Source organism: Mycobacterium sp. SA01 (genome assembly GCF_041287105.1).
Classification (GTDB): Bacteria; Actinomycetota; Actinomycetes; order Mycobacteriales; family Mycobacteriaceae; genus Mycobacterium.
In genome coordinates, this window is record NZ_JBGGNO010000017.1 from 526044 (window position 1) to 551389 (window position 25346).

Sequence of the window (25346 nt, forward strand, 5' to 3'; positions counted from 1 at the left end):
AGAGGTGCTGATCGGTCGGTCTGTACCGATACGGTGGGTTCGTGACCACCGCGCAACTCAGCCCGGGGCGGATCAATGGATTCGTCCGGTGGGTTGCGCGTACACCGTGGCCGGTGTTCACCCTGGGCATGCTGCAGGCCGACATCATCGGCGCTCTGCTGGTGCTGGGCTTCCTGCGGTTCGGGTTGCCGCCGTCGGATCGGGTCATGCTCCAGGACCTGCCGACGTTGAACCTGGTCATCTTTCTGAGCTACCTGTTCATTTCGTTCGCGGTGGGTGCCTTCGTCAGCCTCAAGCTGCTCGTTCCGGTGTTCCGCTGGCAACGCCGCGACGCGCTGCTGGCCGAGGACGACCCGGCCGCGACCGAGACGGCCCGGCTGCGGGCGCTGCGGATGCCCATCTACCGCTCGGTGATCAGCATGACCAACTGGGTGCTGGGCGCAGTGGTGTTCATCGCCGCCAGCTGGCCGGTGGCCAGCCATGCCGCCCCGGTGCTCGCGGTCTCCACGCTGCTGGGCGCTACGGCCACCACGATCATCGGCTACCTGCAATCCGAACGTGTGCTGCGCCCGGTGGCGGTCGCCGCGCTGCGCGGCGGAGTTCCGGAGAAGTTCCACCGGCCGGGCGTCGTCCAGCGGCTGGTGCTGACCTGGCTGCTGTCCACCGGGGTGCCGCTGCTGGCGATCGTCCTGTCGGTGGTGGCCAGCAAGTTCTCGCTGCTCGCGGCGTCGGCCGACTCCCTGTTCACCCCGATCCTGCTGATGGCCGTCGCCGCGCTGGTGGTCGGGATGGCCGGCAACGTGCTCGCGGCCATGTCGATCGCCGATCCGCTGCGCCAGTTGCGCTGGGCGCTCGGAGAGGTCCAGCGCGGCAACTACAACGCCCACATGCAGATCTATGACGCCAGCGAGCTGGGCCTGCTGCAGGCCGGCTTCAACGACATGGTCCGCGATCTGAGCGAACGGCAGCGGCTGCGCGACCTGTTCGGCCGCTACGTCGGTGAGGACGTCGCGCGGCGCGCCCTGGAGCGCGGCACCGAGCTCGGCGGCCAGGAGCGCGACGTCGCGGTGCTGTTCGTCGACCTGGTCGGCTCGACGCAGCTGGCCGCCTCACGTCCACCCAGCGAGGTCGTGAGCATGCTCAACGAGTTCTTCCGGGTGGTCGTCGACACCGTCAAGAAGCATGGCGGCTTCGTCAACAAGTTCCAGGGCGACGCGGCGCTGTGCATCTTCGGCGCGCCCATCGAACACCCCGATGCTTCCGGGGCGGCGCTGGCCGCCTCCCGCGAACTGCATGACGAGCTGGTCGGTGTGCTGGGCCAGACCGAGTTCGGTATCGGGGTCTCGGCCGGGCGAGCGATCGCCGGGCACATCGGCGCGCAGGCCCGGTTCGAGTACACCGTGATCGGCGACCCGGTCAACGAAGCCGCCCGATTGACGGAGCTGGCCAAGTTGGAGAACGGACACGTACTGGCGTCGGCGATCGCGGTCAGCGGCGCCCTGGACGCCGAGGCGCTGTGCTGGAATGTCGGCGAGATCGTCGAGCTGCGCGGCCGCCGCGCGCCCACGCAGCTGGCCCGGCCGGTGAACCTTTTGCTGCCCAGCGAAACTCGCGGCGAAATGGCCACCGGCTCAGGCGGTTAGGCTTTTTTGGCGGCCTTCTTGGCCGGCGCCTTGCGCGTCGCCTTCTTTGCCGTGCGCTTGACCGGTCCACGAGCCCGGCGGTCAGCGAGCAGCTCGGAGGCCCGCTCGTCGGTGATCGACAGGACGTCGTCACCCTTGCGCAGGCTCGCGTTGGTTTCCCCGTCGGTGACGTACGGACCGAAGCGGCCGTCCTTGATCACCATGGGCTTGCCCGACGCCTGATCGACACCCAGCTCGCGAAGCGGTGGTGCGGCCGCACCTTGCCGGCCACGACGTTTGGGCTCGGAGTAGATCTTCAACGCCTCTTCGAGGGTGATCTCGAAGATCTGATCCTCGGTCGCCAGCGAGCGAGAGTCGGTGCCGCGCTTGAGGTATGGGCCGTAGCGGCCGTTCTGCGCGGTGATTTCCTCGCCGTTGGCGGGATCCACGCCGACGACCCGCGGCAGTGAGAGCAGCTTCAGAGCGTCGTCGAGGGTGATGGTCTGCAGATCCATCGAGCGCAGCAGGGAACCGGTGCGCGGCTTGGGGCCGGTCGGCTTCTTGCCCTTCTTGGCGCCCACGCCGGGGTCATCGTCCGGCGGCGGGGGCAGCACCTCGGTGACGTACGGGCCGTATCGGCCGTCTTTGGCCACGATCTCGTGTCCGGACTCCGGGTCCACGCCGAGTGATCGGCCCTCTTGCGGTGTGGCGAAAAGGGTTTCGGCCATCTCGAGGGTCAGCTCGTCGGGGGTGATCTCGTCGTTGAGGTTGGCCCGCTGCGGCTTGAGCTCGCCGTCGGCACTGTCCGGATCGGCGATCATCCGCTCCAGGTAGGGGCCGTTTTTGCCCACCCGAACCACGATCGGGCGGCCCTCTTCGTCGTCAAAGAGCTTGATGGAGTTGACTTCTCGGGCGTCGATACCTTCGAGGTTGACGCCCACCAGCTTCTTGAGGCCGCCGGCGCGCGCGATCGAATCCGCCACGCCGTGCTCGCCGCCGAAGTAGAAGTTGGACAGCCAGTTGGTGCGCCGCTCCTGGCCGGTGGCGATCTCGTCGAGTTCGTCCTCCATGGCGGCGGTGAAGTCGTAATCCACCAGCCGACCGAAGTGCTGTTCGAGCAGACCGGTCACGGCGAACGCCACCCAGGACGGCACCAGCGCGCTGCCCTTCTTGTGCACATAGCCGCGGTCCTGGATCGTCTTGATGATCGAGGAATACGTTGAAGGACGGCCGATTCCGAGCTCCTCGAGCGCCTTGATCAGCGACGCCTCGGTGTAGCGGGCCGGCGGATTGGTGGTGTGACCGTCGGCCGTGAGCCCGGTGGCGTCCACCCGCTGACCCTGGCGCAGCTGCGGCAAGCGGCTCTCGGCGTCGTCGGCCTCACCGCCGGCCTGCTCGTCGACGGTCTCGACATAGGCCTTGAGGAAGCCGGCGAACGTGATGGTGCGGCCGCTGGCAGCGAACGTGACTTCCCGCCCGTCCGACGATGTTCCGCCGATACGCAGGCTCAACGTGGTGCCGCGGGCATCGGCCATCTGCGAGGCGACCGTGCGTTGCCAGATCAGCTCATAGAGCCGGAACTCGTCGGTGTCGAGTTCGCGATGCAGCGCCCCGGGGGTGGCGAAGACGTCACCGGCGGGACGGATCGCCTCGTGTGCCTCCTGCGCGTTCTTGACCTTGCGGGTGTACTGCCGCGGCGAGGGATGCACGTACTCGTCGCCGTAAAGCTGGCGGGCCTGATTGCGCGCGGCATCAATGGCCGACTGCGACAGTGTCGTCGAGTCGGTACGCATATAGGTGATGTAGCCGTTTTCGTACAGCCGCTGCGCGATGCTCATCGTGCGCTCGGCAGAGAACCGCAGTTTGCGGCCCGCCTCCTGCTGCAACGTCGAGGTCATGAACGGCGGGTACGGCTTACGGGTGTAGGGCTTCTCCTCCACCGACGCCACCGACAGGCCGGCGCCTCGCAAACCGGTGGCCAGCGAACCGGCCGCCGCCTCGTCGAGCACCACCACCTCGTCGGGCTTGCGGATCGCGCCGAGGGAGTCGAAGTCGCGGCCGGTGGCCACCCGCTTGCTGTCGACGTTGACCAGCCGGGCGGTGAACCGCGGCGGCGCGGCGTTCGGGTCCGAGACGCTGGCGTCGAGCTCGGCGATGATGTCCCAGTAGGAGGCGCTGCGGAAGGCCATCCGGTCGCGTTCGCGCTGAACGATGATGCGGGTTGCCACGGACTGCACCCGGCCCGCGGACAGCTTCGGGGCGACCTTCTTCCAGAGCACCGGGCTGACTTCGTAGCCGTAGAGCCGGTCGAGAATACGTCGGGTTTCCTGCGCGTCGACCAGATCGTTGTCGAGGTCGCGGGGGTTTTCGGCGGCCGCGCGGATGGCGGGCTCGGTGATCTCGTGAAAGACCATCCGTTTGACCGGGACGCGCGGCTTCAGCGTCTCCAGCAGGTGCCAGGCGATGGCCTCGCCCTCGCGGTCACCGTCGGTGGCCAGATAGAGCTCGTCGACATCCTTGAGCAGGCCCTTGAGCTCGGTGACCGTGCTCTTCTTCTCGGGGCTGATGATGTAGAGCGGCTCGAAGTTGTCTTCGACATTGACGCCCAGCCGCGCCCAGGGCTCGGTTTTGTACTTGGCGGGCACGTCGGCGGCGTTGCGCGGCAGGTCGCGGATGTGCCCCCGGGACGACTCCACGATGTAGTTGGAGCCCAGGTAACCCGCGATTTTGCGGGCCTTGGTGGGCGACTCGACGATGACGAGCCGCCGAACGGCGCCATTGCCCCGTCCGTCACCGCCGCTTCGGCGGCTTCCCTCGTCAGCCAACTGCCCTTACGCTCCACTTCTGTTTGTCCCTCAGGTACCCCCAAACCCGCGGGCACCTGACAATTTCGCACTCTGGACCGGTCAACGCAAACCGACCCTCGCAGGGGAATCTCTCAGATCCGAGGCCACGCTGACAACGCTTCGATCTGATTCGGGGGTTCCCCGACGTTCTCTACCAGGCGCGATAGCCGCCGACGGCCGCTGATTCTCAGTGCCGGCCGGGCGCCTCGAGTGCCGATGAGCGTGGGTGCGATCCCCACCCGCATCAACGCCGACGCCAGCGGTGAATGAGTGTCGGGCGCGTGCGGGTCGAGTCCGAGCAGGTACCGGTCGGCTTCGGGAATGCCGGCTGCCAGCGTCCAGGCGCGCAGCTCCCGGGATCCGGGCAGCCATTGCGGCGGCACCGTCTTGACGGCCCCCCTGGTCCATTCTGCGGCGATGCCGGCCAGCCGTGCGTCCACCGCCGTCCGCACCAGCGGATTGTTCTCGTCGGTGCGGGTGATTTCGGCTGCGAGGCCGGTTTCGGTGATCATCTCCGCCAGCGCGTCGGCCCGCCACATGTCGTCGACCACCACCGACAACCGCGCCCCTCCGCCGACAACCACTACCTGTCCGGTGGTGGCGAGCAGCCCGGTGAGGTCGGCGACCGCGGGGGGCACCGACTCAGCCGAGAAGAAGGACAGCTGGCTCACGAGTCGACAGTAAGGCAGCGGGACACGAGCGGGACGCACCCGAGCACTACGACTGGCGGCGGGCGTGGCGGGCCCTGGTTGGGACTCCCACCAACGAAAGCACCCCCGATGCCCGTTACCGGGACTCGGGGGTGTTTCGTGATGTCGCTGTTGATCAGACGGCGCGAACGCCTGTGGCCTGGGGGCCCTTGGGGCTCTGACCGACCTCGAACTCGACCCGTTGGTTCTCCTCAAGGGTGCGGAAGCCCGACCCCTGAATTTCCGTGTAGTGGACGAACACGTCGGCAGAGCCGTCCTCGGGCGCAATGAACCCGAAACCCTTCTCGGCGTTGAACCACTTCACAGTTCCCTGTGGCATCTTTCGTACTTTCCTTCTCTTCCAACCGGGAGCGGCCGACCGAGTTTTCGGCAGACCGGGCCCGTTCCGACCGCCATCCTTCGTGGAGTCGCCGGAACTCACCCGACCTACAACCCTCGCAGGAACCGCGATCGCAACGTCGATCCTGCGAGTGTTGACACACGAACACAGAAGCTGCGACCGCCCTTATCCAATCACGTCCAGAGCTGTTGCGACAGTCTCAGTGCTACTAACTGATGAACAATTCGATACAGGGATGTAGATCGCTTTTAGAAAGGGCTGATTTCAAATGGTGAGTTTCGGCAGCGAGCTGCTTAACGCAGCGGTCGCAGGTGCCGAATCATCGCCGGCTGCGCTGCTTCACGTGGCCGAGCTTCCCGCCCGCCAGGCGAGCGGAGCGGACTGGCCTGCCTGGGTTGATCCAGATGTGCTCCGCGCGTTCCATGATCACGGAATCGACGAGCCGTGGTCGCATCAGGTGCAAGCCGCCGAACTCGCGCACGCCGGCCGCCACGTCGTCATCAGCACGGGTACCGCATCGGGCAAGTCGCTGGCGTTCCAATTACCGATCATGGATGCGCTGGCGCGTGATCCGCGCGCCAGAGCACTTTATTTGTCCCCCACCAAAGCGCTCGGCCATGACCAATTGCGCACCGCCCATTCTTTGACCACCGCAGTGGCCGCGCTGGCCGACGTCGCACCGACTTCTTACGACGGCGACACACCGGTCGAGGTACGGAAATTCGCCCGCGAACGGTCCCGCTGGCTGTTCTCCAATCCCGACATGATCCATCTGTCGTTGCTGCGCAACCATGCCCGATGGGCGGTCTACCTGCGTGGGTTGCGCTACATCGTCGTCGACGAATGCCATTACTATCGGGGCATTTTCGGTTCCAACGTGGCCATGGTGTTGCGACGGCTGCTGCGGCTGTGCCAGCGCTACGCCCCGGCGTCGGGCCCGGGGCCGACGGTCATCTTCGCCAGCGCGACCACCGCGGCCCCCGGCGAGACGGCCGCCGAGTTGATCGGGCAGACCGTGACGGCGGTGACCGAGGACGGATCACCGCACGGAGCGCGCACGGTGGCGCTGTGGGAGCCGGAACTGCGGACCGATCTGACGGGCGAAAACGGTGCGCCGGTGCGCCGTTCGGCGGGTGCCGAGACAGCCCGCATGATGGCCGATCTGGTTGCTGAAGGAGCGCGGACGTTGACCTTCGTCAGGTCGCGGCGCGGGGCGGAGCTGACAGCGCTGGGCGCCCGGGCCCGGTTGGAGGACATCGCCCCGCATCTGCTCGACACCGTGGCGTCCTATCGGGCCGGGTACCTCGCGGAGGACCGCCGGGAACTGGAGCGCGCCCTCGCCGACGGCGAATTACGCGGGCTGGCCACCACAAATGCGCTCGAGCTGGGTATCGATATCGCCGGGCTCGATGCCGTTCTGCTGGCGGGCTTTCCGGGGACGGTGGCGTCATTCTGGCAGCAGGCCGGCCGGTCGGGACGGCGCGGTCAGAGTGCACTGGTGGTTCTCGTGGCCCGTGACGACCCGTTGGACACCTACCTGGTGCACCACCCGGAGGCGTTGCTGGACAAGCCGGTTGAGCGGGTGGTCATCGATCCGACGAACCCCTACGTCGTGGGTCCGCAGCTGCTGTGCGCGGCGACGGAGATGCCGTTGGAGGAAGCGGAAGTGCGGCGCTGGGAGGCCGAACCGGTGGCAGCCGAGTTGGTCGACGACGGGTTGCTGCGCCGGCGCGGCGGCAAGTACTTCCCCGCCGCCGGGCTCGATCCCCATCCGGCGGTGGACATCCGCGGTTCGGCCGGGGGCAGCGTCGCGATCGTCGAGGCCGGGACCGGACGCATGCTCGGCAGCGCCGACGCGGGCCAGGCGCCGGCCGCCGTTCACCCCGGTGCGGTGTATCTGCATCAGGGTGAGAGCTACCTGGTCGACTCGCTGAGCTTCTCCGACGGCGTGGCATTCGTACACGCCGAGGACCCCGGCTACACCACATTCGCCAGGGAGGTCACCGACATCGCGGTGACCGGGACAGGCGAACGCGTGCACCACGGCCCGGTGACACTGGGTCTGGTGCCGGTGTCGGTGACCCACCGGGTGATCGGCTACCTTCGCCGCCGGTTGTCCGGCGAGGTGATCGATTTCGTCGAACTGGACATGCCCGAGCACTGCCTGCAGACCACCGCCGTGATGTACACGATCACGCCGGAAGCGTTGGCGCACAGCGGGATCGAACAGCTGCGGATACCGGGCTCGTTGCATGCCGCCGAGCACGCCGCGATCGGGTTGCTGCCGCTGGTGGCCAGTTGCGACCGCGGCGATATCGGCGGCGTGTCCACCGCCGTCGGCGCCGACGGCCTGCCCACGGTGTTCGTCTACGACGGGCATCCGGGTGGGGCCGGTTTCGCCGAGCGCGGCTATCGTCTGGTCACCACCTGGCTGGGGGCCACCGCGGCAGCGATCGAAGCGTGCGAATGCCCGCAGGGCTGCCCGTCATGTGTGCAGTCGCCCAAGTGCGGCAACGGGAATGACCCGCTGGACAAGTCCGGAGCGGTCGCCGTCCTCAAGCTCGTTCTCGCACAGGTGGCTGCAGGCGGTGCCTGACCGGTGTGCCGACCGACCCCTCGAACAGCCGACACGCTCGATGCAAGCACGCGCCACCGTGATGGCGCTGCGCCCCCACTGCGGGGCGTTGCGACAGCCTGACATCACTGCCCGCGGCGAACGGCCGGACAACGCGAACCGTTCCCATCCCGACAGGTCGGGTACGCGAAAAAATACCGAACCGCGGATGCGGCCGCAAGAAAATCGGCATCGCGGCGCTTTGCCGGACCAACTCATTGTTTCCCACCAGCGGATTCCGTCGGTCGGCCCCAAGCTCGTCCCAAGGTGGCCTCGTTAAACTGCCACCATGACGCCCGACTGGCTGCTGGTGGAGACACTCGGCACCGAACCGGTGGTGGTCGCTCAGGGCCGTCAGATGAAGAATCTGGTCCCCCTGGCCATTTATTTGCGACGCAACCCGCACCTGGCCGCAATCCAGACCGCGATCGCCGAGACCGTCGCGACCGGCAACAGCCTTGCCAGCATCACCCCGAAGAGCGACCGGGTGATCCGCACCGAGCCCGTCCAGATGTCCGACGGTCGAATACATGGCGTGCACGTCTGGATCGGCTCGGCCGATGCGGAGCCACCCGAGCGGCCGATACCGGGGCCGTTGAAGTGGGACATGACTCTCGGGATCGCCACCGACACCGTCGAATCGCTGGTGAACGCCGGGCTGGATCCCACCAAGGAGCCCACGCATGGGCGGGCTTTCGCCGAGGATCTGCCGTCGCGCAGCTTCAACCGCGACGAGGCGAAGGTGCTGGCCCTGGCGATCGATGCCGCACCCGGCCGAACATACTGCACCACTTGGACTTTCACCGATAGTAATGGCGAGACGATTCGGGCGGGCTTTGTGGCACGGACCGCATCGGAGATGGCCGACGACGCCACCGAGCACCTCGTCGCCCGGGCGATGAACCTGCGCTGCGATCTCGACGAGGGCGCGCTGCCGCCCGATCATCTCGCGCAGCGCATTCTCGACGGGCTGTCGCAGCCGGGCGTCCACCGGGCCCTCGTCGACCTCAACACGTGGAAGCTGTTGAAGTGGCTCGACGATCCGTGCCCGCACTACGACTGGCGCCAGAGCGTCCAGTTCCACCCCGACGACCGCGACCTGCTCATCCCGATGGCGGACGACTTCGCGACCGGCAGCACCAGCCAGGTATTGCGGCTACCCGGGGTGGACGGCGGCTGGGTGCCGATGCACGTCACCGTCAACCGGGTCGAGGTGGACAAGAACATCTTCGCCGGACTGATCACCCTGCGTCTGCCCACCGCGGCGGAACTGTCGGCGGCGCGACTGACCGCCAAGGGCACCTCCACCAGCTAGCCAGCCCGCGTCTGGTGCGCGCCTAGCCCACATCGATGGGACCCGCCCGCGCCGCGGCGTGCGCACGGCCCCCGAGAAGCCGGCCGGTCGCAACCTCGACGTGAATCACGATGTCGAGTTCGTCGACGTCGCACCCGCTCAGCGCCGCCCCCATGGCGCGACTGACCGCTGCGGCCTGCCGGCACGCCGTCTCCGACCCCTGGGCCAGCCACATGGCCGCGGCCAGCGCCGCCATGTCCGCGCCGGCCTGCGCCCGATGCCGTGCCACCACGGCGCTTCCGATCTGGACACCGGCCACGGTGATCGCCGCCAAGGTGGCGATCAGCACCGCCGCCAACACTGTCGCGACACCGTGCTCGTCACGCGCCAGGCTCAGTGGCCGCGACCGCGTCGGCGGTGATGACGACGCCGGGCAGCAGCCGGGACCTCCCGGTGACCGTCGCGACGACGAAGCCCCCGTCATGCCGGATCCGCACCGTCGCGCCCGCGGGCCCGACCCAGCGGGCCGCGGTGTCCGCGCCCGCCTCATCACCCCGGGCCGCCAGCCGGGCCGCCTCGCGGGCGGCGTCGATGCAGCGCACCTGCATCGCGACCGCGGTGATTCCACCGGCACAGACGACCAGGACCACCACCAGAGCGGCGATGGCCAGGGCCGCCTCGACGGTGGCGAAACCGCCGTCACCGGTTAGACCTTCGTGTTCAGCGCACGGTTGATGATGTTGGTCAACGCGCCGACGATCGAGTCGCCGGTGACCACGCTGTAGAGGATCGCCCCGAACGCCGCGGCGGCGATCGTGCCGATCGCGTATTCGACCGTCGACATCCCGGCATCGTCGACCGCCGCCAGCACCACCCGCGCCTTCAATCTTCGAAACATATTGTTGCTCAATTGTTTTCCTCCCTTGCTACCTTTACAGAATTCCCGATGCGAAGACGTCACCGGCCAAGCCGGCCACCACCGGCACGATGCCCAGGCAGACGAATGCCGGCAGAAAGCACAGGCCCAGCGGTCCAGCGATCAGCACCGAGGCTCGCTCGGCCGCCGCCGCGGCGGTGTGGCCGGCGTCTTGCCGCGACTGCTCGGCGAGTTCGGCCACACCCTGTGCCAGTGCGCTTCCCGACGACGCCGACCGACGCGCCAACCTGGCCAGGGCATCGCTGTCCTCGCCGGGCTGCGGGCACCAGGCAGTGTCGGCGTCGGCGCCCAGCGCCAACAGGTCTGCTGCGCGTCGCAAGACCGCACCGAGCCGATCCGGTGCCGAGGGCGCCGTCGCCGCGGCCGCAGCGGACACCGACATTCCGCCCGCCAGGCATACCGCGAACACGTCGAGCGCTGACGAGATCGCCAGCGGGTCGGTACCCGCGTCTGCGCGGCGGATGGGTGCAGAAGCACTGGTGGACAACCCTATTCGCCGACGGACCACGAGCGGCCCCGGTGCGAGCAGTACTGCGGCGGCCAACAACGCTGCGGCCGTGGTCACGTCAGCAGCCGATCGGTGATGCGATCAGCCCACGCCAGTCCCGCGCAGACCAGCGCCACACCCACGGTCAACAGCCAGCCGCCCGCACCGCCGCCGAGGAGAAATCCGACCGGATGCGCACCGATCAGCTCACCGAGCAGGATCCCGAGCAGCGGTAGTCCGGCCAGGATCGCCGCGGTCGCGCGCGCCCCGGCCAGGCCGGCCTCGACCCGCGCGGTGAACCGTTGCCGCTCGACGATGTCGCGGTGAGCGGTTCGAATCAGCGCCGCCATCGCCAGCCCGTGATCGGCCGCCAGTTGCCAGCACACCGCAAGCCGCTCCCATTGCGCGGGAACCGATGTCGACTCCGCGAGCGCCCGCAGTCCGGTTCCGACGTCAGCGCCCAATCCGGCGCGGGCCGCGACCGACCGCAGCGCGGTGCCGATGGCGCCGCCGGACTCCCCGGCGGCGACGGCGAAGGCGCGCACCGGATGCGCACCCACTCGCAGCTCGCCGGCCAGCGTCTCCAGCGCCCCGGCCAATGTGGAGCCGGCCTCGCTGCGGTCCTGTCGCCGCAGTCGGCGCCGCCGCCGGTGGATCAGCGTGACACCCAGCGTCACCGAGGCCAGCAGCACCGCAGGCGGCAGCGCCACGGCGACGACCGCAAGAGACGCCACCAGCGCGGGCACCCGCACACCGGCCCGCCGCGGCTCCAGCCCCAACCGCGACCGCGGGGGTGGCGGTGCCGCCAGCACCGCCAGCCCCAAAAGCAGAGCAGCAAAGGGGATTCCGGTCACGGACGCCGCCGCTGGTCGATCAGCGTCTGGAGTAGTTGCCGACCGTCCTGCCAACCCCGGTCGGCATGCCACGCCGTGATCGCATGCACGCCGCCACCGTCCGCGCGGCACAGCACCGCTATCTCGGTGAGCCGGCGTGTGCCGTCGCGGCGGCGACCCACATGCACCACCGCCTGCACCGCCGCGGCCAGTTGACTGTGCAACGCCGCGCGGTCAAGACCGCCGAGGGCCGCGAGAGCTTCCAGCCGGGCCGGCACCTCGGCCGGGCTGTTGGCGTGCACGGTCCCCGCCCCGCCGTCGTGGCCGGTGTTCAGAGCCGTCAGCAGGTCGACGACCTCGGCGCCGCGCACCTCCCCGACGACGATCCGGTCCGGCCGCATCCGCAGGGCCTGCCGGACCAGCTGCCGCATCGTGACCTCGCCGGCGCCCTCCACATTGGCGGCCCGCGCCACCAGCCGCACCAGGTGGGGGTGGCGGGGCGCCAGTTCGGGGGCATCTTCGACGCACACGATCCGCTCGCCGCCGCCCACCGCCCCGAGCGCAGCTGCCAACAGAGTCGTCTTGCCTGCGCCCGTACCGCCCGAGATGAGGAACGCCAGCCGGGCGTCGATGATGCCGGTGAGCAGCTCGGCGGCGTCCGGCGCGATCGCCCCCGCCGCGATCAGGGCGGCGAGATCCTGGGTCGCGGGCCGCAACACCCGCAGCGACACGCAGGTGCCCGCGACGGCGACCGGCGGCAGCACGGCGTGCAGACGCACCGAGAACTCGCCGGTCCCGATCCCGGTGAGCTGCCCGTCGACCCAGGGCTGCGCGTCGTCCAGTCGTCGCCCCGCGGCCACGGCGAGCCGCTGTGCCAGCCGGCGCACGGCGGCTTCATCGGCGAAGCGGACCGAGGCCGGGCGCAAGCCGGTGCCGTCGTCGACCCATACCGCGTCGGGGGCGGTCACCAGAACGTCGGTCGTTCCCGGTGCACGCAGCAACGGCTCGAGCGGCCCGGCCCCGGTGAGCTCGGTCTGCAGGACCCGCAGGTTGGTCAGGACCTCGGTGTCGCCGAGCACTCCCCCGGATTCGGCGCGGATGGCGGCCGCGACAGCCGCCGGCCGCAAAGACGACGACTCGGCAGCCAGTCGCTCGCGGACCCGTTCGACCAACGACGCGTTCATGCCGCGCGCACCTGTCCGCCGGCGGTCAGGACCTCGAGCACTGTTCGGGCCGCCGCACCGAGCGGAGAACGCCGCCGCAGTCGCAGGCCACCGCGCTCCAGCCGTTCGGCCAGCATCGGCTCGGGGCGCATGGCCGCCAAAAGTGGCAGGTCTGCGACCTCGGCCGCCTCGGCGGCGCGCAATCCGCTGGGAGCCGGACCGCGCACCACCAGGCCGACGTTCGGGTTGATCCTGCGCAACACCGGCGCCAGGGCCGCGGCCGCTGCGACGCCCCGGACGTCGCAGCTGGTGACCATCACCACCAGGTCAGCACTGTCCAGGGCGGACGTGACCGCCGGAGTCATTCGCCGTGGCAGATCGCAGATCACCAGAACTCCGCCGCGTCGCCCGGCATCCACAACAGCCTCGACGGCACCTGGTTCGATCTCGTGGCCGTGCCGATCGCCGGACAACACGCTGACACCGTGGTGCCTCGGGAGCGCTTCGCGCACCGCCGTCCAGGCCAAACGACCGCCCTGCAGGCTCAGGTCGGGCCACCGCAACCCGGGCACGGCCTCACTTCCGATCACGAGGTCGATACCGCCGCCCCACGGATCGAGGTCGACCAGCAGCGATGACGCCGTCACCTGCGCCAGCGCCGTCGCGAACGTCGATGCGCCTGCGCCGCCCCGGCCGCCGGTCACGGCGATCACCCGCCCGGTGCGTGGGCCGTCACGAACCGCCTCGGCGGCGTCAGCGAGATGTCGCACGATCTCGGCGTCCTGGGCGGGAAGTGTGCAAACCTGTTGAGCGCCAACGGCCATCGCCGCTGCCCACACCGGTCCATGTGGGGCGGTCGGGCAGATCAGGATCACCCCGTCGCGCCTGGGCAGACCGTCTCGCTCGCAGCTCCTGGCCGCGTTCTCATCGAGGATGACAGCGACGGCGGCCGACCATGCCTTGCGAGTGGGCGGCGCAGAAACGGTCATCGGACGCAGACCCACCGCGGCGGCGACACGCTCGGCCTGTTCGCGTAACTCGGTGTCGCCGGCGAGGACGAGGACGACACCCGGACTGCTGCTCACGACGCAAGAGTCGGCGGCGCGGCGCGCCTGCGCCAGTCGCCAGGGACGGATCTGTGGATGAACGCGGATCTGGGGAGTGACTACCGACACCGAGGCAGCACAGAAGTGATCCCGGCAACGTTTCTCAAGTTTGCCGGGATCGCCGGAGATTCTTTGTCTGAAAAAGGGACGACCCCCGCCAGGGGGGGAGGAGGCGGAGGTCGTCGTGTATCAGCCCCGGGGGGTCGGGCTGATGCACACCCGGCATAAGCCGAGTAATACTTACTATACACACGAGGATGTGGAGTCGCGCAAGTGTTGCTACCACTTCGAAACCATGTATTCGCTGTGAAAATGCAGGGTGCGACACGTGGCTTGGCCTGCCACTTTGTCCTCGCCCCCGAACCGGGGCGTTCGCCACGCCTATCCTGATGAGCGTGACCGACCCTGCCTCGGCCGCCGACCAGCTAATCCGCGTTCGGCCGGAGCCCGCGACTGGGCTCAACTCTCGGACGGCGGCGTTCTTCGATCTCGACAAGACCGTCATTGCCAAGTCAAGCACGTTGGCTTTCAGCAAACCCTTCTTCGATCAGGGACTACTTAACCGGCGAGCCGTCCTGAAGTCGAGTTATGCGCAGTTCCTCTTCCTGATGTCCGGCGCCGATCACGACCAGATGGACCGGATGCGCTCCTACGTCACCGCGATGTGCGCAGGCTGGGATGTCGAACAGGTGCGGGCCATCGTCACCGAGACGCTCCACGACATTGTCGACCCCCTGGTCTTTGCGGAAGCTGCCGAACTGATCGCAGACCACCGCTTGTGTGGACGCGACGTCGTGATCGTCTCGGCCTCCGGCGAGGAGATCGTCGCCCCGATCGCGCGCGCACTGGGTGCCACCCACGCCATGGGCACCCGGATGGTCATCGAGGACGGCAAGTACACCGGCGAGGTTGCCTTCTACTGTTATGGCGAGGGAAAGGCCGCCGCCGTCCGCGAGCTGGCCGCGCTGGAGGGGTATTCCCTCGAGCACTGCTACGCCTACTCCGATTCGATCACCGACGTGCCGATGCTGAGGTCGGTCGGCCACCCGACGGTCGTCAACCCCGACCGCGCATTGCGCAAGGAAGCCACCGCACAGGGCTGGCCGGTGCTGACCTTCCTGCGCCCGGTGCCGTTGCGCGACAGGATCCCGGCGCCGTCGGGCGCGGCGGTGGCGACGACGGCCGCGTTGGGAATCAGCGCGCTGGCTGCCGGCGCACTGACGTACTCCGTGCTACGCCGGCTGTCGTTCTAAACGCATCCAATTCGTTGCCGATTAGCCCCTTGCTGTGACCGTGGTCACGGAGTACAAAGGAAGGCACGGACGCCTGGCAAGGCCAAGATAGCGCCGGAAGAGAAGGCACTATCTCCCAAGCCAAGCGGCCCAGCACGGTTCCCGGCACCCACGCGGAGCACGCCGCGATAATGGCAGAAGTGTTGCGGGCCTGCGTAATTGCGAAGAGCGGGCGGACAGAACGACTCCTTGGGTGGGGTTGTAAACGAAACGCGTCGCAAGAACGCCGAGGCCAACCCACGCAGCCCACCTGGCACGCTTGGTAACCGAGAAACCGTGCTAGCGGGCGGCGAGCCGAAGACCTTCGGATCGTCGCCCGCTTCGCTGTCCGGGTCTATTTGGCGGCCGCGTCCGCGATCGATATCGCCTCTCGCGCACCGTCTTCCAACGCTCGGCACGACATCAGCAGCCAGGCTCCGACGGCCGAGGGGTCGCCCGTCGCGAACGCCTGCGCGCGGTCCTGATACTCATCGGCGCGGCGCATCCAGTACACCTCCGGCACCCCCAGCCCGTGCGGGTCCAGACCCGTGGCCATCGTGACAAGCCGCGACACCGCGCGGGCCACGACCCCGTCCCCCGGACCGAACGGCGCCAGGGCGAGAAGCTCGCCGTGCGCGACGGCCGCCAGCACCGGCGCCGGTGCCGAGCTGCCGCCGGTGGTCAGCCGGGTGACCAGATCCAGCCGCGCGGACACCTCCGGATTCTGGCGCGGCCGGCCAAGAAGGTCTCCGTCGATGAGGTCGGCCGCGGCCAGCGCGTGCAGCCGCGCCAGCGCCTGCAGAGGGGCGCGCTGCCACACTCCGACCAGGTTGGTGGTTCCGCCCTCCAGTGCCTGGCCGACGCGCAGCGCACCGGCCAGCACCGGATCGTTGGGTTCGGCACCGGAGGCATCCAGTTGCACGGCGCCGCCGTCGAGGGCTGATGACGAGCGCGCTCCGCGGACGGCTGACTCCGCGGCGGTCACCGGCCAATTCCGCAGATTGGTGCGATGCCGGTGCGCCTTGGCCAACGCTTCCCGGGCGGCCTCGGCGGCATCAGCCACCCCGGGCAGAGTCATCAGCGGGGCCAGGACATCACTCACGTTCGGTCACGCTATCCGATTCCCAGCTGCCGTTCGGCGCGCGGCAGTAACCGCCCGCCGACGATTGTGACGTGCCAACTCCGATGCAACCTTCGGTGACTACGCTCACAGACATGACCGAGGCGCACACCGAAGTTCAGTCAAGTTTCCCGGCGTCGGACGAATTCGCCGCCACCGCCAACGCCACCGCCGCCCTCTACGACGAGGCCGAGGCGGACCGGTTGGCGTTCTGGGCAGAGCAGGCCAACCGGCTGGCGTGGGAGACGCCCTTCACCGAGGTACTGGACTGGTCCGGCGCGCCGTTCGCGAAATGGTTCGTCGGCGGCAAGCTCAACGTCGCCTACAACTGTGTCGACCGGCACGTCGAGGCAGGCAACGGGGACCGCGTGGCCATCCACTGGGAGGGCGAACCGGTCGGCGACTCGCGGGTGCTTACCTATGCCCAACTCAAGGACGAGGTGTGTAAAGCCGCCAACGCACTGACAGACCTCGGACTGGAAGCGGGCGACCGGGTCGCCATCTACATGCCGATGGTCCCGGAGGCCATCGTGGCGATGTTGGCCTGCGCGCGTCTGGGCGTGATGCACAGTGTGGTCTTCGCAGGGTTCTCGGCGGCCGCGCTGCGGGCCCGCGTGGAGGACGCCGAGGCCAAGGTGGTCATCACCACCGACGGCCAGTATCGGCGCGGGAAGGCGGTGTCGCTCAAGGAGGCTGTCGACGAGGCAGTGCAAGGCCAGGAGTGCGTCCAGCACGTCCTGGTGGTGCGCCGCACCGGCATCGACATCGGCTGGACCGAGAACCGCGACCAGTGGTGGCACGAGGTCGTGGACTCGGCGTCGACTGAGCACACCCCCGAGGCGTTCGACTCCGAGCATCCGCTGTTCCTGCTGTACACCTCCGGCACCACGGGTAAGCCGAAGGGGATCATGCACACCTCGGGCGGCTATCTGACGCAGGCGTCCTACACCCACTACAACGTGTTCGACATCAAGCCGGAGACCGACGTGTATTGGTGCACAGCCGATATCGGCTGGGTCACCGGCCACACGTACATCGTCTACGGGCCGCTGTCCAACGGCGCGACTCAGGTCGTGTACGAAGGCACCCCGGCCTCCCCCGATGAGCACCGCCACTTCCAGGTGATCGAAAAGTACGGCGTGACAATCTATTACACGGCGCCCACGTTGATCCGCACGTTCATGAAGTGGGGCCGGGAGCTCGCATTCGAACACGACCTGTCCAGCCTGCGACTGCTCGGATCGGTCGGCGAACCGATCAACCCGGAGGCCTGGCGTTGGTACCGCCTGGTTTTCGGCGCCGACAAGACTCCCATCGTCGACACCTGGTGGCAGACCGAGACCGGCGCGATCATGATCTCGCCGCTGCCCGGTGTGACGGACTGCAAGCCGGGTTCGGCGATGCGGGCGCTGCCCGGCATCTCGGCCAAGATCGTCGACGACGACGGAAATGAGCTGGCCCCCAGCGTCGACGGCGGTGAACACGTCACCGGCTACCTCGTGCTGGACAAGCCGTGGCCGTCGATGCTGCGCGGCATCTGGGGTGACCCGGAGCGGTTCAAGGAGACCTACTGGGCACGCTTCGGCGAGCAGGGCTGGTACTTCGCCGGTGACGGCGCCCGGTACGGCAGCGACGGCGAAGTGTGGGTGCTCGGCCGCATCGACGACGTGATGAACGTGTCAGGGCACCGGATTTCGACCGCTGAGGTGGAGTCCGCACTCGTCGGGCATGCCGGAGTCGCCGAGGCCGCCGTCGTCGGTGCCACCGACGACCACACCGGGCAGGCGATCTGCGCGTTCGTCATCCTCAAGGCGCACCACGCCGAGATGCCGAGCGATCAGATGGTCGAGGAGTTGCGCGCCGAGGTGGCCAAGGAGATCTCCCCCATCGCGAAGCCGCGCGAAATCCATGTCGTCCCAGAGCTTCCCAAGACCCGCAGCGGTAAGATCATGCGACGGTTGCTGCGCGATGTCGCCGAAGGCCGGGAACTGGGCGACACGTCCACCCTGGTCGATCCGACGGTGTTCGAAGCGATCCGGGCGAGCAAGAGCTGAGTCAGCCGACGTCGGCCGTCGGTACGAACCCGGTGCCGGGCCGGTTCTTGCCTGCGACGTCGCCCAGGATCGCGTTGATCGACATCGTCACCGCGGGTGTGTGCAACGGGATGAACTTGACCACGCAGGTGGGCAGGTCTTCGCTGAACGCGCCGTGAATCATTCCGACCAGCTTGTTGTTCACCGTGACCGGTGCACCGGAGTCGCCCGGTTGGCCGCACACCTGGTTGATGATCGTGCCCGGATCCTGGCCGGGACCCCAGGTGACGCCGCACGAGTAGCCGGTGGTGCGGCCGAGCTTGCAGGCGACCTCACCGAACGTCGGGTCTGGACCGATGCCGTCGATGACGAAGCCCTTGTAGTTCGAGATCGGCTGCACCTTGGCAGGGTCGAACCGGATCACCGCGTAGTCGAGGCCGTCGTTGCCGGCGACCATGGTGCCGATCACGCCGTCGTCAGGACGGTCCTCGGAGGCGACCTGGGCGCCCGGGCCACCGCAGTGCGCGGAGGTGAAGCCGATGAGCGCACCGGTGTTGTCGTTGCCGATGGACGTCAGTGTGCAATAGGTGTCGCCGTTCACGACGATGCCCGCCCCACCGCCCATCGGCACCTTGCCGTCGGCCGTCGCGACCGGTGCCACGCCGGAGATCAGGGCGACAAGGGCCACCACAACGGACCCCGCGATCAGGCGTACACGCTGCGCGGTCGTCACTGGCAACCTCCATTCACCGTCCGCCCCGACACGGCGAGTCTAGCGTGATCACACCCGTACCTTGCGTAACAGCTCAGTGGGTATCCCCGCTGCGGGCACGGCATGGCAACATGAACCGCGACGACAGAAAGTTGGAGGACAGCCGTGAGCAATGGCGATCGCAAGACCGGTGTACCCACCACCGTCACCTCGATCCCGCTGGTGGATCCGAACGCGCTACCGGCCAATCCCTCCGTCGGCGACCTGGTCAAGGACGCCACAGCACAGATGTCCACCCTCGTGCGCGCCGAGGTCGAACTCGCCAAGGCGGAGATCACCCGCGATGTGAAGAAGGGCCTCACCGGCAGCGTCTTCTTCATCCTCGCGCTGGTCGTGCTGTTCTACTCGACGTTCTTCCTCTTCTTCTTCCTCGCCGAGCTGCTGGACACCTGGCTGTGGCGCTGGGTGGCCTTCCTGATCGTCTTCCTGCTGATGGTGGTCACCACCGCGGTGTTTGCGCTGTTCGGCTACCTCAAGGTGCGCCGGATTCGCGGGCCGCAGAAGACCATCGAATCGGTCAAGGAAGCACGCGAGGCATTCACGCCCGGCCACGACAGGTCACCGGCCAAGGTCGCCACGACCGGCACCCCGCCGCCCACTGACCCCTCCGGCTGGTGATTTTCGATCCCTCGGTCGCCCGGATCGCGGGACCGTGGCGGCATTTCGACGTTCACGCCAACGGAATCCGGTTCCACTGTGTCGAATCGACCGATGGCGGTGATCCGCGTGCTGACGCGTCGCGGCCGCTGGTGATCCTGCTGCACGGTTTCGGCTCATTCTGGTGGTCGTGGCGTCATCAACTGCGCGGTCTGTCCGGCGCCCGGGTGGTCGCCGTCGATCTGCGCGGGTACGGCGGCAGCGACAAGCCGCCGCGCGGCTACGACGGCTGGACACTCGCCGGTGACACCGCCGGCTTGATTCGCGCGCTCGGCCACAGTTCGGCCACGCTGGTGGGGCATGCCGACGGCGGATTGGTGTGCTGGGCGACGGCGGTGTTGCATCCGCGCGCGGTGCGGGCGATCGCACTGGTGAGCTCGCCGCATCCCGCCGCGTTGCGGGCCTCAGCGCTCGGCCGCCGCGACCAGGGCCGCGCCCTGCTGCCCACGCTGCTGCGCTATCAGATTCCGATCTGGCCGGAGCGCGCCCTCACCCGCCACAACGCCGACCTTCTCGAACATCTGGTGCGCAGTCGGGCATCGGGCAAATGGCTTGCTTCCGAGGACTTTTCCGAAACCATCGCGCACATGCGCCGGGCCATCCAGATCCCGTCAGCGGCGCACTCCGCGCTGGAGTACCAGCGCTGGGCGGTCCGCAGCCAATTGCGCAGCGAGGGCTGGCGATTCATGAAGCTGATGAACCGTCCGCTTGTCGTCCCGCTGCTCCACCTGCGCGGCGACGCAGACCCCTATGTGTTGGCCGACCCGGTGGACCGCACCCAGCGGTACGCGCCGCGCGGCAGGTTCGTGTCGGTCTCCGGTGTCGGGCACTTCGCCCATGAAGAGGCCCCGGACGAGGTCAACGAACACCTGCGGCGGTTCCTCGGGCAGGTCTAAGACACCGCTAGGTGACGCAGGCCCCGGTGGGCACCTTGGCGGTGTTGCCGATCTTGGCCAGCTGCCGCGACACCTCGTTGGCCGTCAGCACGAACCCGGTGTCGTTGTCGTCCACCGCGGCGCCGAACACCACACCGAGTACCTGGCCCGCCCGGTTGATCATCGGTCCGCCCGAGTTGCCCTGGCGCACAGTCCCTCTGATCGTGTAGACCTCGCGGTTGACCGTCGTCGTGCGGTAGATGTCCGGTCCGTTGAGCTCGATTGTCTCGCGCACCCGCGCCGGAGTGGCCGCGAACTCGCCGCCACCGGGGTACCCCAGGACCACCGCGTCGGTGCCGGATTTGGCCGGCTGGTCGGCGAACACCAAGGGGCGTTGCGGCAGATTCGGGACGTCCAGGATCGAGATGTCCTCGTTGGGGTCATAGGACACCACGGTCGCGTCGTAGGTCTGCCCTTCGGCTTCCACGGTGACACTGTCCGATCCGGCCACCACGTGCGCGTTGGACATCACCCGGTTCGGGGCGATCACGAAACCGGTGCCCTCCAGCACCTTTTGGCAGCCGGGGGCGACACCGCGGATCTTCACCACGCTGGCACGCGCATTGCCGACGACCAGGCTGTCGGCCAGCGATGCGTCGGGGGCGTCCACGGCCTGAATGGGAGTGCGGCCGAACGGCTGCAGGACATCCGGCAGACCGGAGGTGCGCAGCAGTGCCGACATTCGCTTGGGCACCGCCTTGAGCCACTCGGGTGCGTACTTGTCCACTTCGGCAAGCACTTTCGAGCCGCGTGTGGCGGCTGCCAGGTTCGGTTGATCCGACGACGTCAGCGGGCTGGCGAGCAGCCACGCCGCGACCATCACCACCAGCAGTTGCACCGCGACGCCGATCACCGAGTCGACGGTGCGGACGGCGCGGTTGCGGATCGCGCCGCGGACCGCCCGGCCGAGGACCACGCCGGCCACTTCACCGACGACCACCAGCGCCAGAATCAGGAACAGGGCGGCAAACAGCTTGGCCCGCGGCGAACTGATGTGGCTGACGATGTGGGGAGCGAGCATCACTCCGGCGATGGCGCCGAGGATCACGCCGACGAACGACATCATCGAGCCCAGGGCCCCGGACCGCCAGCCGGAGACGGCTGCCACCAAGGCCACCGCCAGTACGGCGATGTCCAGCCATTGCGAACTCGTCACAGGGGCTCCTCACTGCTTCTGACGAGCGCCATGGCCTCGTCCAACTCCCGGACGTCTTCGCTGTTCCACGGTTGCGACCAACCGGCCACATCGAGCATCGCTGAGATTACGTGTCCGGTGAACCCCCACACCAACATCTGGTTGAGCAGAAACGCCGGCCCCGCCAGCCCGCGTCCAGCTCCCGTCCGGTAAACCATCAGCCGGTTCTCAGGATTGATGAACGCCCGCACCGGAACTCGCGCGACGAGTGCGGTTTCACCGCTGTCGACGACGGCAACCGGCCCCGGATCCGGTGAGTAGGCCAGCACCGGTACGACGTGAAAACCCGAGGGCGGGATGAACATTCGCTCCAGCACGGCGAGCGGATGGAGGCGATCCGGGTCAATGCCGGTCTCCTCCTGCGCTTCTCGAAGCGCGGTGCCCACCGGCCCGTCGTCTCCCGGGTCGGCAGCACCACCGGGGAACGCGGCCTGGCCGGCGTGGTGGCGCAGCGAGCCGGCCCGCACCGTGAGCAACAGATCGGCGTCATCGGGCAACTGCCCGTCGGTGTGACCGGCGCTCGGCCCGGAGAACAGCACGAGCACGGCGGCGTCGCGCGCATTGGTATCGGCTCCGCGAGCTTCGACAACCGCTGCCAGCAGCTCAGGCGGAACCTTGCGGCGATAGGCATGCGGAACGAGGTCGACGTTGTCGACCAGCGGCGCCAGCCACGGCGGCCGATACTCCGGGGTGAGCGCGCCCGAGCCTGCCGAGCGGGGGAAACCCTGGGTCACCGGCGCGTCTCTCTCGTCTGTCGTCACTGCACTGCATTCTTCACCGCAGCAGCGATCTCGTCGGCATTGGTGAACGCCTGCGGCAGGATTTTGGCAACGCTACCGTCCGCGCGCAGTATGACGGTCGCAGGCATCACGTTGGGCACTCCCAATGCCGCGGCGATCCGGCGCTGGCCGTCCTGCAGGGTGGGTAGCCGCACGCCGAGCTCGGCCAGTCGCAGCAGGCCGGCCGCCTCGTTCTCGTCCTGATGCACGGTCACCACGGCAACGTCCGGCCCGACTCGACGCTGGTAGTCCGCCATCGCAGGCAGTTCGTCGGCGCACGGCCCGCACCAATAGGCCCAGAGGTTGAGCACCACCGTGCGGCCGGCCAGCGCGCGCGCCACATCTACCTGTGCGCCGTCGGCGGCACACTCGACGACGATGCCGCGCAACTCCTTCGGGCCGGGGTTGTCGGCTGCGGCCGGACACGGCGGCAGGTCGGCGCGCCGGCGCGGCTCGGCCAGCGCCTCGGGCGTGTCGGCGTCGCGGTGGGTCCGCGACACCGGGGCGCCCGGCGACCCGCCCGACCCCGGCGGGGTGTCACCGAGCTCGAGGGCAAACGCGACGATCAGGGCTGCCGCCACAGCGAGCACCACCAGCGTCCAGCGGGTCGACGTCGTCATCAGTGCAGTTCGGGCCGCAACGTCAGAGGCCGGCCAGGGCCAGCAGATGCTCGGTTTCGGGACCCTTGACCAGCGGCGCGGCGATCAGCGGATCGGTGGGCCCGAGCCCGAACGACGGGCAATCCTTGGCCAGGACGCACACACCGCAGGCCGGCTTGCGGGCGTGGCAGACCCGGCGGCCGTGAAAAATCACGCGATGGCTCAACAGCGTCCACTCGCGGCGCTCGATCAGTTCGCCCACGATGTGTTCCACCTTGACCGGGTCTTCCTCGGCGGTCCACCGCCAACGGCGAACGAGCCGCCCGAAGTGGGTGTCGACGGTGATGCCGGGGATGTCGAAGGCATTGCCGAGGATCACGTTGGCGGTCTTGCGGCCCACGCCGGGCAGCGTCACCAATTCGTCGAGGGTGCGCGGCACTTCACCGTCGAACCGCTCGACGAGTTCTTGGCCCAGCCGGATCAGCGAATTGGCCTTGTTTCGGTAGAAGCCGGTGGGACGGACCAGCTCCTCGAGTTCGGCGCGGTCGGCCTGCGCGTAATCGCGGGCGGTGCGGTACTTCTTGAACAACGCCGGCGTGGTGCGGTTGACGCCCTTATCGGTGGACTGCGCCGACAGGATGGTGGCGACGGTCAGTTCGAGCGGGTTGGTGAAATCGAGCTCGCAATACACATGCGGAAACGCCGTGGCCAAGGTGCGGTTCATCCGCCTGGCGCGCCGCACCAGACCCAGATGGGTTTCGGAGTCCCACTTCTTTGTTTCCGCCGTGCTCGCGGCCGGCGGGGTCGCAGCGCCGCCACCGGTCTTGCGCCTGGTTGACGGGCTGTTCGTGGTCACGATGCAAGGGTACTGACTGGGGTACGCCGAGCTGCGGACCGACCGGTGACAATTCGTGATCCCGCTGAGACCTTGCCCGTGTTTACTTTCCCCCGTGACCTGGTTGCTCGCGGTATGCGTCCCCGGGCTTTTGATGCTTTCAACCTTCGGGTTGCAAAGACTTGAAGAGGCCTTGCGTGTCGATCGGACCGCCGCCGACGAGGTCACCGAATATCTGGAACGGGCTGCCACGACGCCGGCCGCACAGGTTGCGCCGCACGCCGAACCCGCGTCCGGACGGGCCGAAACACCGGTCCGGCGCAGCGATGACGAGCCCGGTTTGCCCACGCGCTCACATGCCTACCCACGTCCCAATCCGCAATTTCACCGGACTCAATACGCCAATCGTGTGTAGCGTTGGCACGTCGAAAGACCGGCAACCACTAGACTGACCTTGCCCAGCCACACAGCTGGCCTGCGCATTTCATATCACCGAAGAGTTTAAGAGGGGCGACGTGGACGAGATCCTGGCGAGGGCCGGAATCTTCCAGGGAGTTGAACCCAGCGCTGTTTCCGCGCTGACGAAACAGCTTCAGCCGGTTGACTTCCCGCGGGGGCATACGGTCTTCGCCGAGGGCGAGCCCGGCGACCGGCTGTACATCATCATCTCCGGGAAGGTGAAGATCGGCCGCCGTTCCCCGGACGGCCGGGAAAACCTGCTGACAATCATGGGTCCGTCGGACATGTTCGGTGAACTGTCCATCTTCGACCCGGGGCCGCGGACGTCCAGCGCCACCACGATCACCGAGGTGCGCGCGGTCTCCATGGACCGTGATGCGCTGCGGGCGTGGATCGCCGACCGGCCGGAGATCGCCGAGCAGTTGCTGCGGGTGTTGGCCCGCCGCCTGCGCCGCACCAACAACAACCTTGCCGACCTGATCTTCACCGACGTCCCGGGGCGGGTCGCCAAGCAGCTGCTGCAGCTGGCTCAGCGATTCGGCACCCAGGAGGGCGGCGCACTGCGGGTCACCCATGACCTCACCCAAGAGGAGATCGCCCAGCTGGTGGGCGCCTCGCGCGAGACGGTCAACAAGGCCCTGGCCGATTTCGCCCACCGCGGCTGGATCCGCCTGGAGGGCAAGAGTGTGCTGATCAGCGACAGCGAGCGGCTGGCGCGGCGAGCACGCTAGAGCCCGCT

25 protein-coding genes are annotated in these 25346 nt (G+C 68.2%); 9 read left to right on the forward strand and 16 right to left on the reverse strand.

Going from position 1 to position 25346, the window contains the following annotated elements; translation table 11 throughout:
- Positions 1 to 20 precede the first annotated feature (20 nt).
- A complete protein-coding gene (locus tag AB4879_RS12765) occupies positions 21 to 1643 on the forward strand; it encodes an adenylate/guanylate cyclase domain-containing protein (RefSeq protein WP_199189888.1) in 1623 nt (540 codons plus the stop codon).
- On the opposite strand, the gene topA is transcribed toward AB4879_RS12765, so the two are convergent.
- From topA to AB4879_RS12780, 3 genes are all read right to left on the reverse strand, one after another.
- The gene (gene topA, locus AB4879_RS12770) at positions 1640 to 4447 is read right to left on the reverse strand and encodes a type I DNA topoisomerase (protein WP_370507845.1); all 2808 of its coding nucleotides are present in this window, start codon (positions 4445 to 4447) and stop codon (positions 1640 to 1642) included. The two genes, AB4879_RS12765 and topA, sit on opposite strands and share 4 nt — an antisense overlap.
- Before the next feature lie 113 nt (positions 4448 to 4560).
- Positions 4561 to 5139: a hypothetical protein gene (locus AB4879_RS12775; RefSeq protein ID WP_370507846.1), complete on the reverse strand. Its 579-nt coding sequence runs from the start codon at positions 5137 to 5139 to the stop codon at positions 4561 to 4563.
- Positions 5140 to 5293: 154 nt separating this feature from the next.
- Positions 5294 to 5497 carry a cold-shock protein gene (locus tag AB4879_RS12780; protein ID WP_005138711.1) on the reverse strand — a complete coding sequence of 68 codons (204 nt, stop codon included), beginning with the start codon at positions 5495 to 5497 and terminating at the stop codon, positions 5294 to 5296.
- 289 nt (positions 5498 to 5786) lie between these two features.
- On the opposite strand from AB4879_RS12780, the gene AB4879_RS12785 reads away from it, so the two are divergent.
- Positions 5787 to 8114, forward strand: coding sequence for a DEAD/DEAH box helicase (locus AB4879_RS12785; RefSeq protein ID WP_370507847.1), 2328 nt, complete (start codon positions 5787 to 5789; stop codon positions 8112 to 8114).
- Between the two features lie 307 nt (positions 8115 to 8421).
- Positions 8422 to 9447, forward strand: a complete 1026-nt coding sequence (locus AB4879_RS12790; RefSeq protein WP_370507848.1) for a PAS domain-containing protein — start codon at positions 8422 to 8424, stop codon at positions 9445 to 9447.
- Positions 9448 to 9469: 22 nt separating this feature from the next.
- Here the strand turns inward: AB4879_RS12790 and AB4879_RS12795 are convergent, their stop codons facing one another.
- Genes AB4879_RS12795 through ssd form a run of 7 tightly spaced genes read right to left on the reverse strand, consistent with a single transcriptional unit; the run spans position 9470 to position 13931 of the window.
- Positions 9470 to 9787: an Rv3654c family TadE-like protein gene (locus AB4879_RS12795; RefSeq protein ID WP_370507849.1), complete on the reverse strand. Its 318-nt coding sequence runs from the start codon at positions 9785 to 9787 to the stop codon at positions 9470 to 9472.
- A 19-nt stretch (positions 9788 to 9806) separates the two neighbouring features.
- Positions 9807 to 10097: a TadE family type IV pilus minor pilin gene (locus AB4879_RS12800; RefSeq protein ID WP_102810434.1), complete on the reverse strand. Its 291-nt coding sequence runs from the start codon at positions 10095 to 10097 to the stop codon at positions 9807 to 9809.
- A 35-nt stretch (positions 10098 to 10132) separates the two neighbouring features.
- Positions 10133 to 10324, reverse strand: a complete 192-nt coding sequence (locus AB4879_RS12805) for a DUF4244 domain-containing protein (protein WP_370507850.1) — start codon at positions 10322 to 10324, stop codon at positions 10133 to 10135.
- Between the two features lie 34 nt (positions 10325 to 10358).
- A complete protein-coding gene (locus AB4879_RS12810; protein WP_370507851.1) occupies positions 10359 to 10928 on the reverse strand; it encodes a type II secretion system F family protein in 570 nt (189 codons plus the stop codon).
- Positions 10925 to 11704 carry a type II secretion system F family protein gene (locus AB4879_RS12815; protein ID WP_370507852.1) on the reverse strand — a complete coding sequence of 260 codons (780 nt, stop codon included), beginning with the start codon at positions 11702 to 11704 and terminating at the stop codon, positions 10925 to 10927. Before AB4879_RS12815 ends, AB4879_RS12810 begins: the two co-directional genes overlap by 4 nt.
- Complete coding sequence (locus AB4879_RS12820) at positions 11701 to 12867, reverse strand: TadA family conjugal transfer-associated ATPase (protein WP_370507853.1); 1167 nt, start codon at positions 12865 to 12867, stop codon at positions 11701 to 11703. Before AB4879_RS12820 ends, AB4879_RS12815 begins: the two co-directional genes overlap by 4 nt.
- Positions 12864 to 13931 carry a septum site-determining protein Ssd gene (gene ssd / locus AB4879_RS12825; RefSeq protein ID WP_370507854.1) on the reverse strand — a complete coding sequence of 356 codons (1068 nt, stop codon included), beginning with the start codon at positions 13929 to 13931 and terminating at the stop codon, positions 12864 to 12866. Before ssd ends, AB4879_RS12820 begins: the two co-directional genes overlap by 4 nt.
- A gap of 410 nt (positions 13932 to 14341) precedes the next feature.
- On the opposite strand from ssd, the gene AB4879_RS12830 reads away from it, so the two are divergent.
- The gene (locus tag AB4879_RS12830; protein WP_370507855.1) at positions 14342 to 15205 is read left to right on the forward strand and encodes an HAD-IB family hydrolase; all 864 of its coding nucleotides are present in this window, start codon (positions 14342 to 14344) and stop codon (positions 15203 to 15205) included.
- 373 nt (positions 15206 to 15578) lie between these two features.
- Here AB4879_RS12830 and AB4879_RS12835 read toward each other — a convergent pair whose 3' ends face one another.
- Complete coding sequence (locus AB4879_RS12835; protein WP_370507856.1) at positions 15579 to 16325, reverse strand: oxidoreductase; 747 nt, start codon at positions 16323 to 16325, stop codon at positions 15579 to 15581.
- Between the two features lie 113 nt (positions 16326 to 16438).
- Between AB4879_RS12835 and acs the strand changes: the two genes are divergently transcribed.
- On the forward strand, positions 16439 to 18397 hold the full coding sequence (gene acs / locus AB4879_RS12840; protein ID WP_370507857.1) for an acetate--CoA ligase: 1959 nt from the start codon (positions 16439 to 16441) through the stop codon (positions 18395 to 18397).
- Position 18398: 1 nt separating this feature from the next.
- Here acs and AB4879_RS12845 read toward each other — a convergent pair whose 3' ends face one another.
- The gene (locus tag AB4879_RS12845) at positions 18399 to 19001 is read right to left on the reverse strand and encodes a serine protease (protein ID WP_370507898.1); all 603 of its coding nucleotides are present in this window, start codon (positions 18999 to 19001) and stop codon (positions 18399 to 18401) included.
- Between the two features lie 252 nt (positions 19002 to 19253).
- Here AB4879_RS12845 and AB4879_RS12850 point away from each other — a divergent pair, with 252 nt between their 5' ends.
- Complete coding sequence (locus tag AB4879_RS12850) at positions 19254 to 19766, forward strand: phage holin family protein (protein ID WP_036341835.1); 513 nt, start codon at positions 19254 to 19256, stop codon at positions 19764 to 19766.
- Complete coding sequence (locus tag AB4879_RS12855) at positions 19760 to 20701, forward strand: alpha/beta fold hydrolase (protein WP_370507899.1); 942 nt, start codon at positions 19760 to 19762, stop codon at positions 20699 to 20701. Before AB4879_RS12850 ends, AB4879_RS12855 begins: the two co-directional genes overlap by 7 nt.
- A 7-nt stretch (positions 20702 to 20708) precedes the next feature.
- Here the strand turns inward: AB4879_RS12855 and marP are convergent, their stop codons facing one another.
- Genes marP through nth form a run of 4 tightly spaced genes read right to left on the reverse strand, consistent with a single transcriptional unit; the run spans position 20709 to position 24037 of the window.
- Entirely contained in the window at positions 20709 to 21896 is a 1188-nt protein-coding gene (gene marP, locus AB4879_RS12860) for an acid resistance serine protease MarP (protein ID WP_370507858.1), read from the reverse strand.
- Positions 21893 to 22669 (reverse strand): CoA pyrophosphatase, encoded by a 777-nt coding sequence (locus AB4879_RS12865; protein WP_370507900.1) that lies wholly within the window; start codon positions 22667 to 22669, stop codon positions 21893 to 21895. The genes marP and AB4879_RS12865 overlap by 4 nt, the downstream gene beginning before the upstream one ends.
- A 23-nt stretch (positions 22670 to 22692) precedes the next feature.
- Entirely contained in the window at positions 22693 to 23334 is a 642-nt protein-coding gene (locus tag AB4879_RS12870) for a TlpA disulfide reductase family protein (protein ID WP_102809478.1), read from the reverse strand.
- 22 nt (positions 23335 to 23356) lie between these two features.
- The gene (gene nth / locus AB4879_RS12875; protein WP_199190038.1) at positions 23357 to 24037 is read right to left on the reverse strand and encodes an endonuclease III; all 681 of its coding nucleotides are present in this window, start codon (positions 24035 to 24037) and stop codon (positions 23357 to 23359) included.
- 226 nt (positions 24038 to 24263) lie between these two features.
- On the opposite strand from nth, the gene AB4879_RS12880 reads away from it, so the two are divergent.
- Complete coding sequence (locus tag AB4879_RS12880; RefSeq protein ID WP_102809480.1) at positions 24264 to 24563, forward strand: hypothetical protein; 300 nt, start codon at positions 24264 to 24266, stop codon at positions 24561 to 24563.
- A 100-nt stretch (positions 24564 to 24663) separates the two neighbouring features.
- Positions 24664 to 25338, forward strand: a complete 675-nt coding sequence (gene crp / locus AB4879_RS12885) for a cAMP-activated global transcriptional regulator CRP (RefSeq protein ID WP_005138643.1) — start codon at positions 24664 to 24666, stop codon at positions 25336 to 25338.
- The last annotated feature ends 8 nt before the right edge of the window (positions 25339 to 25346 follow it).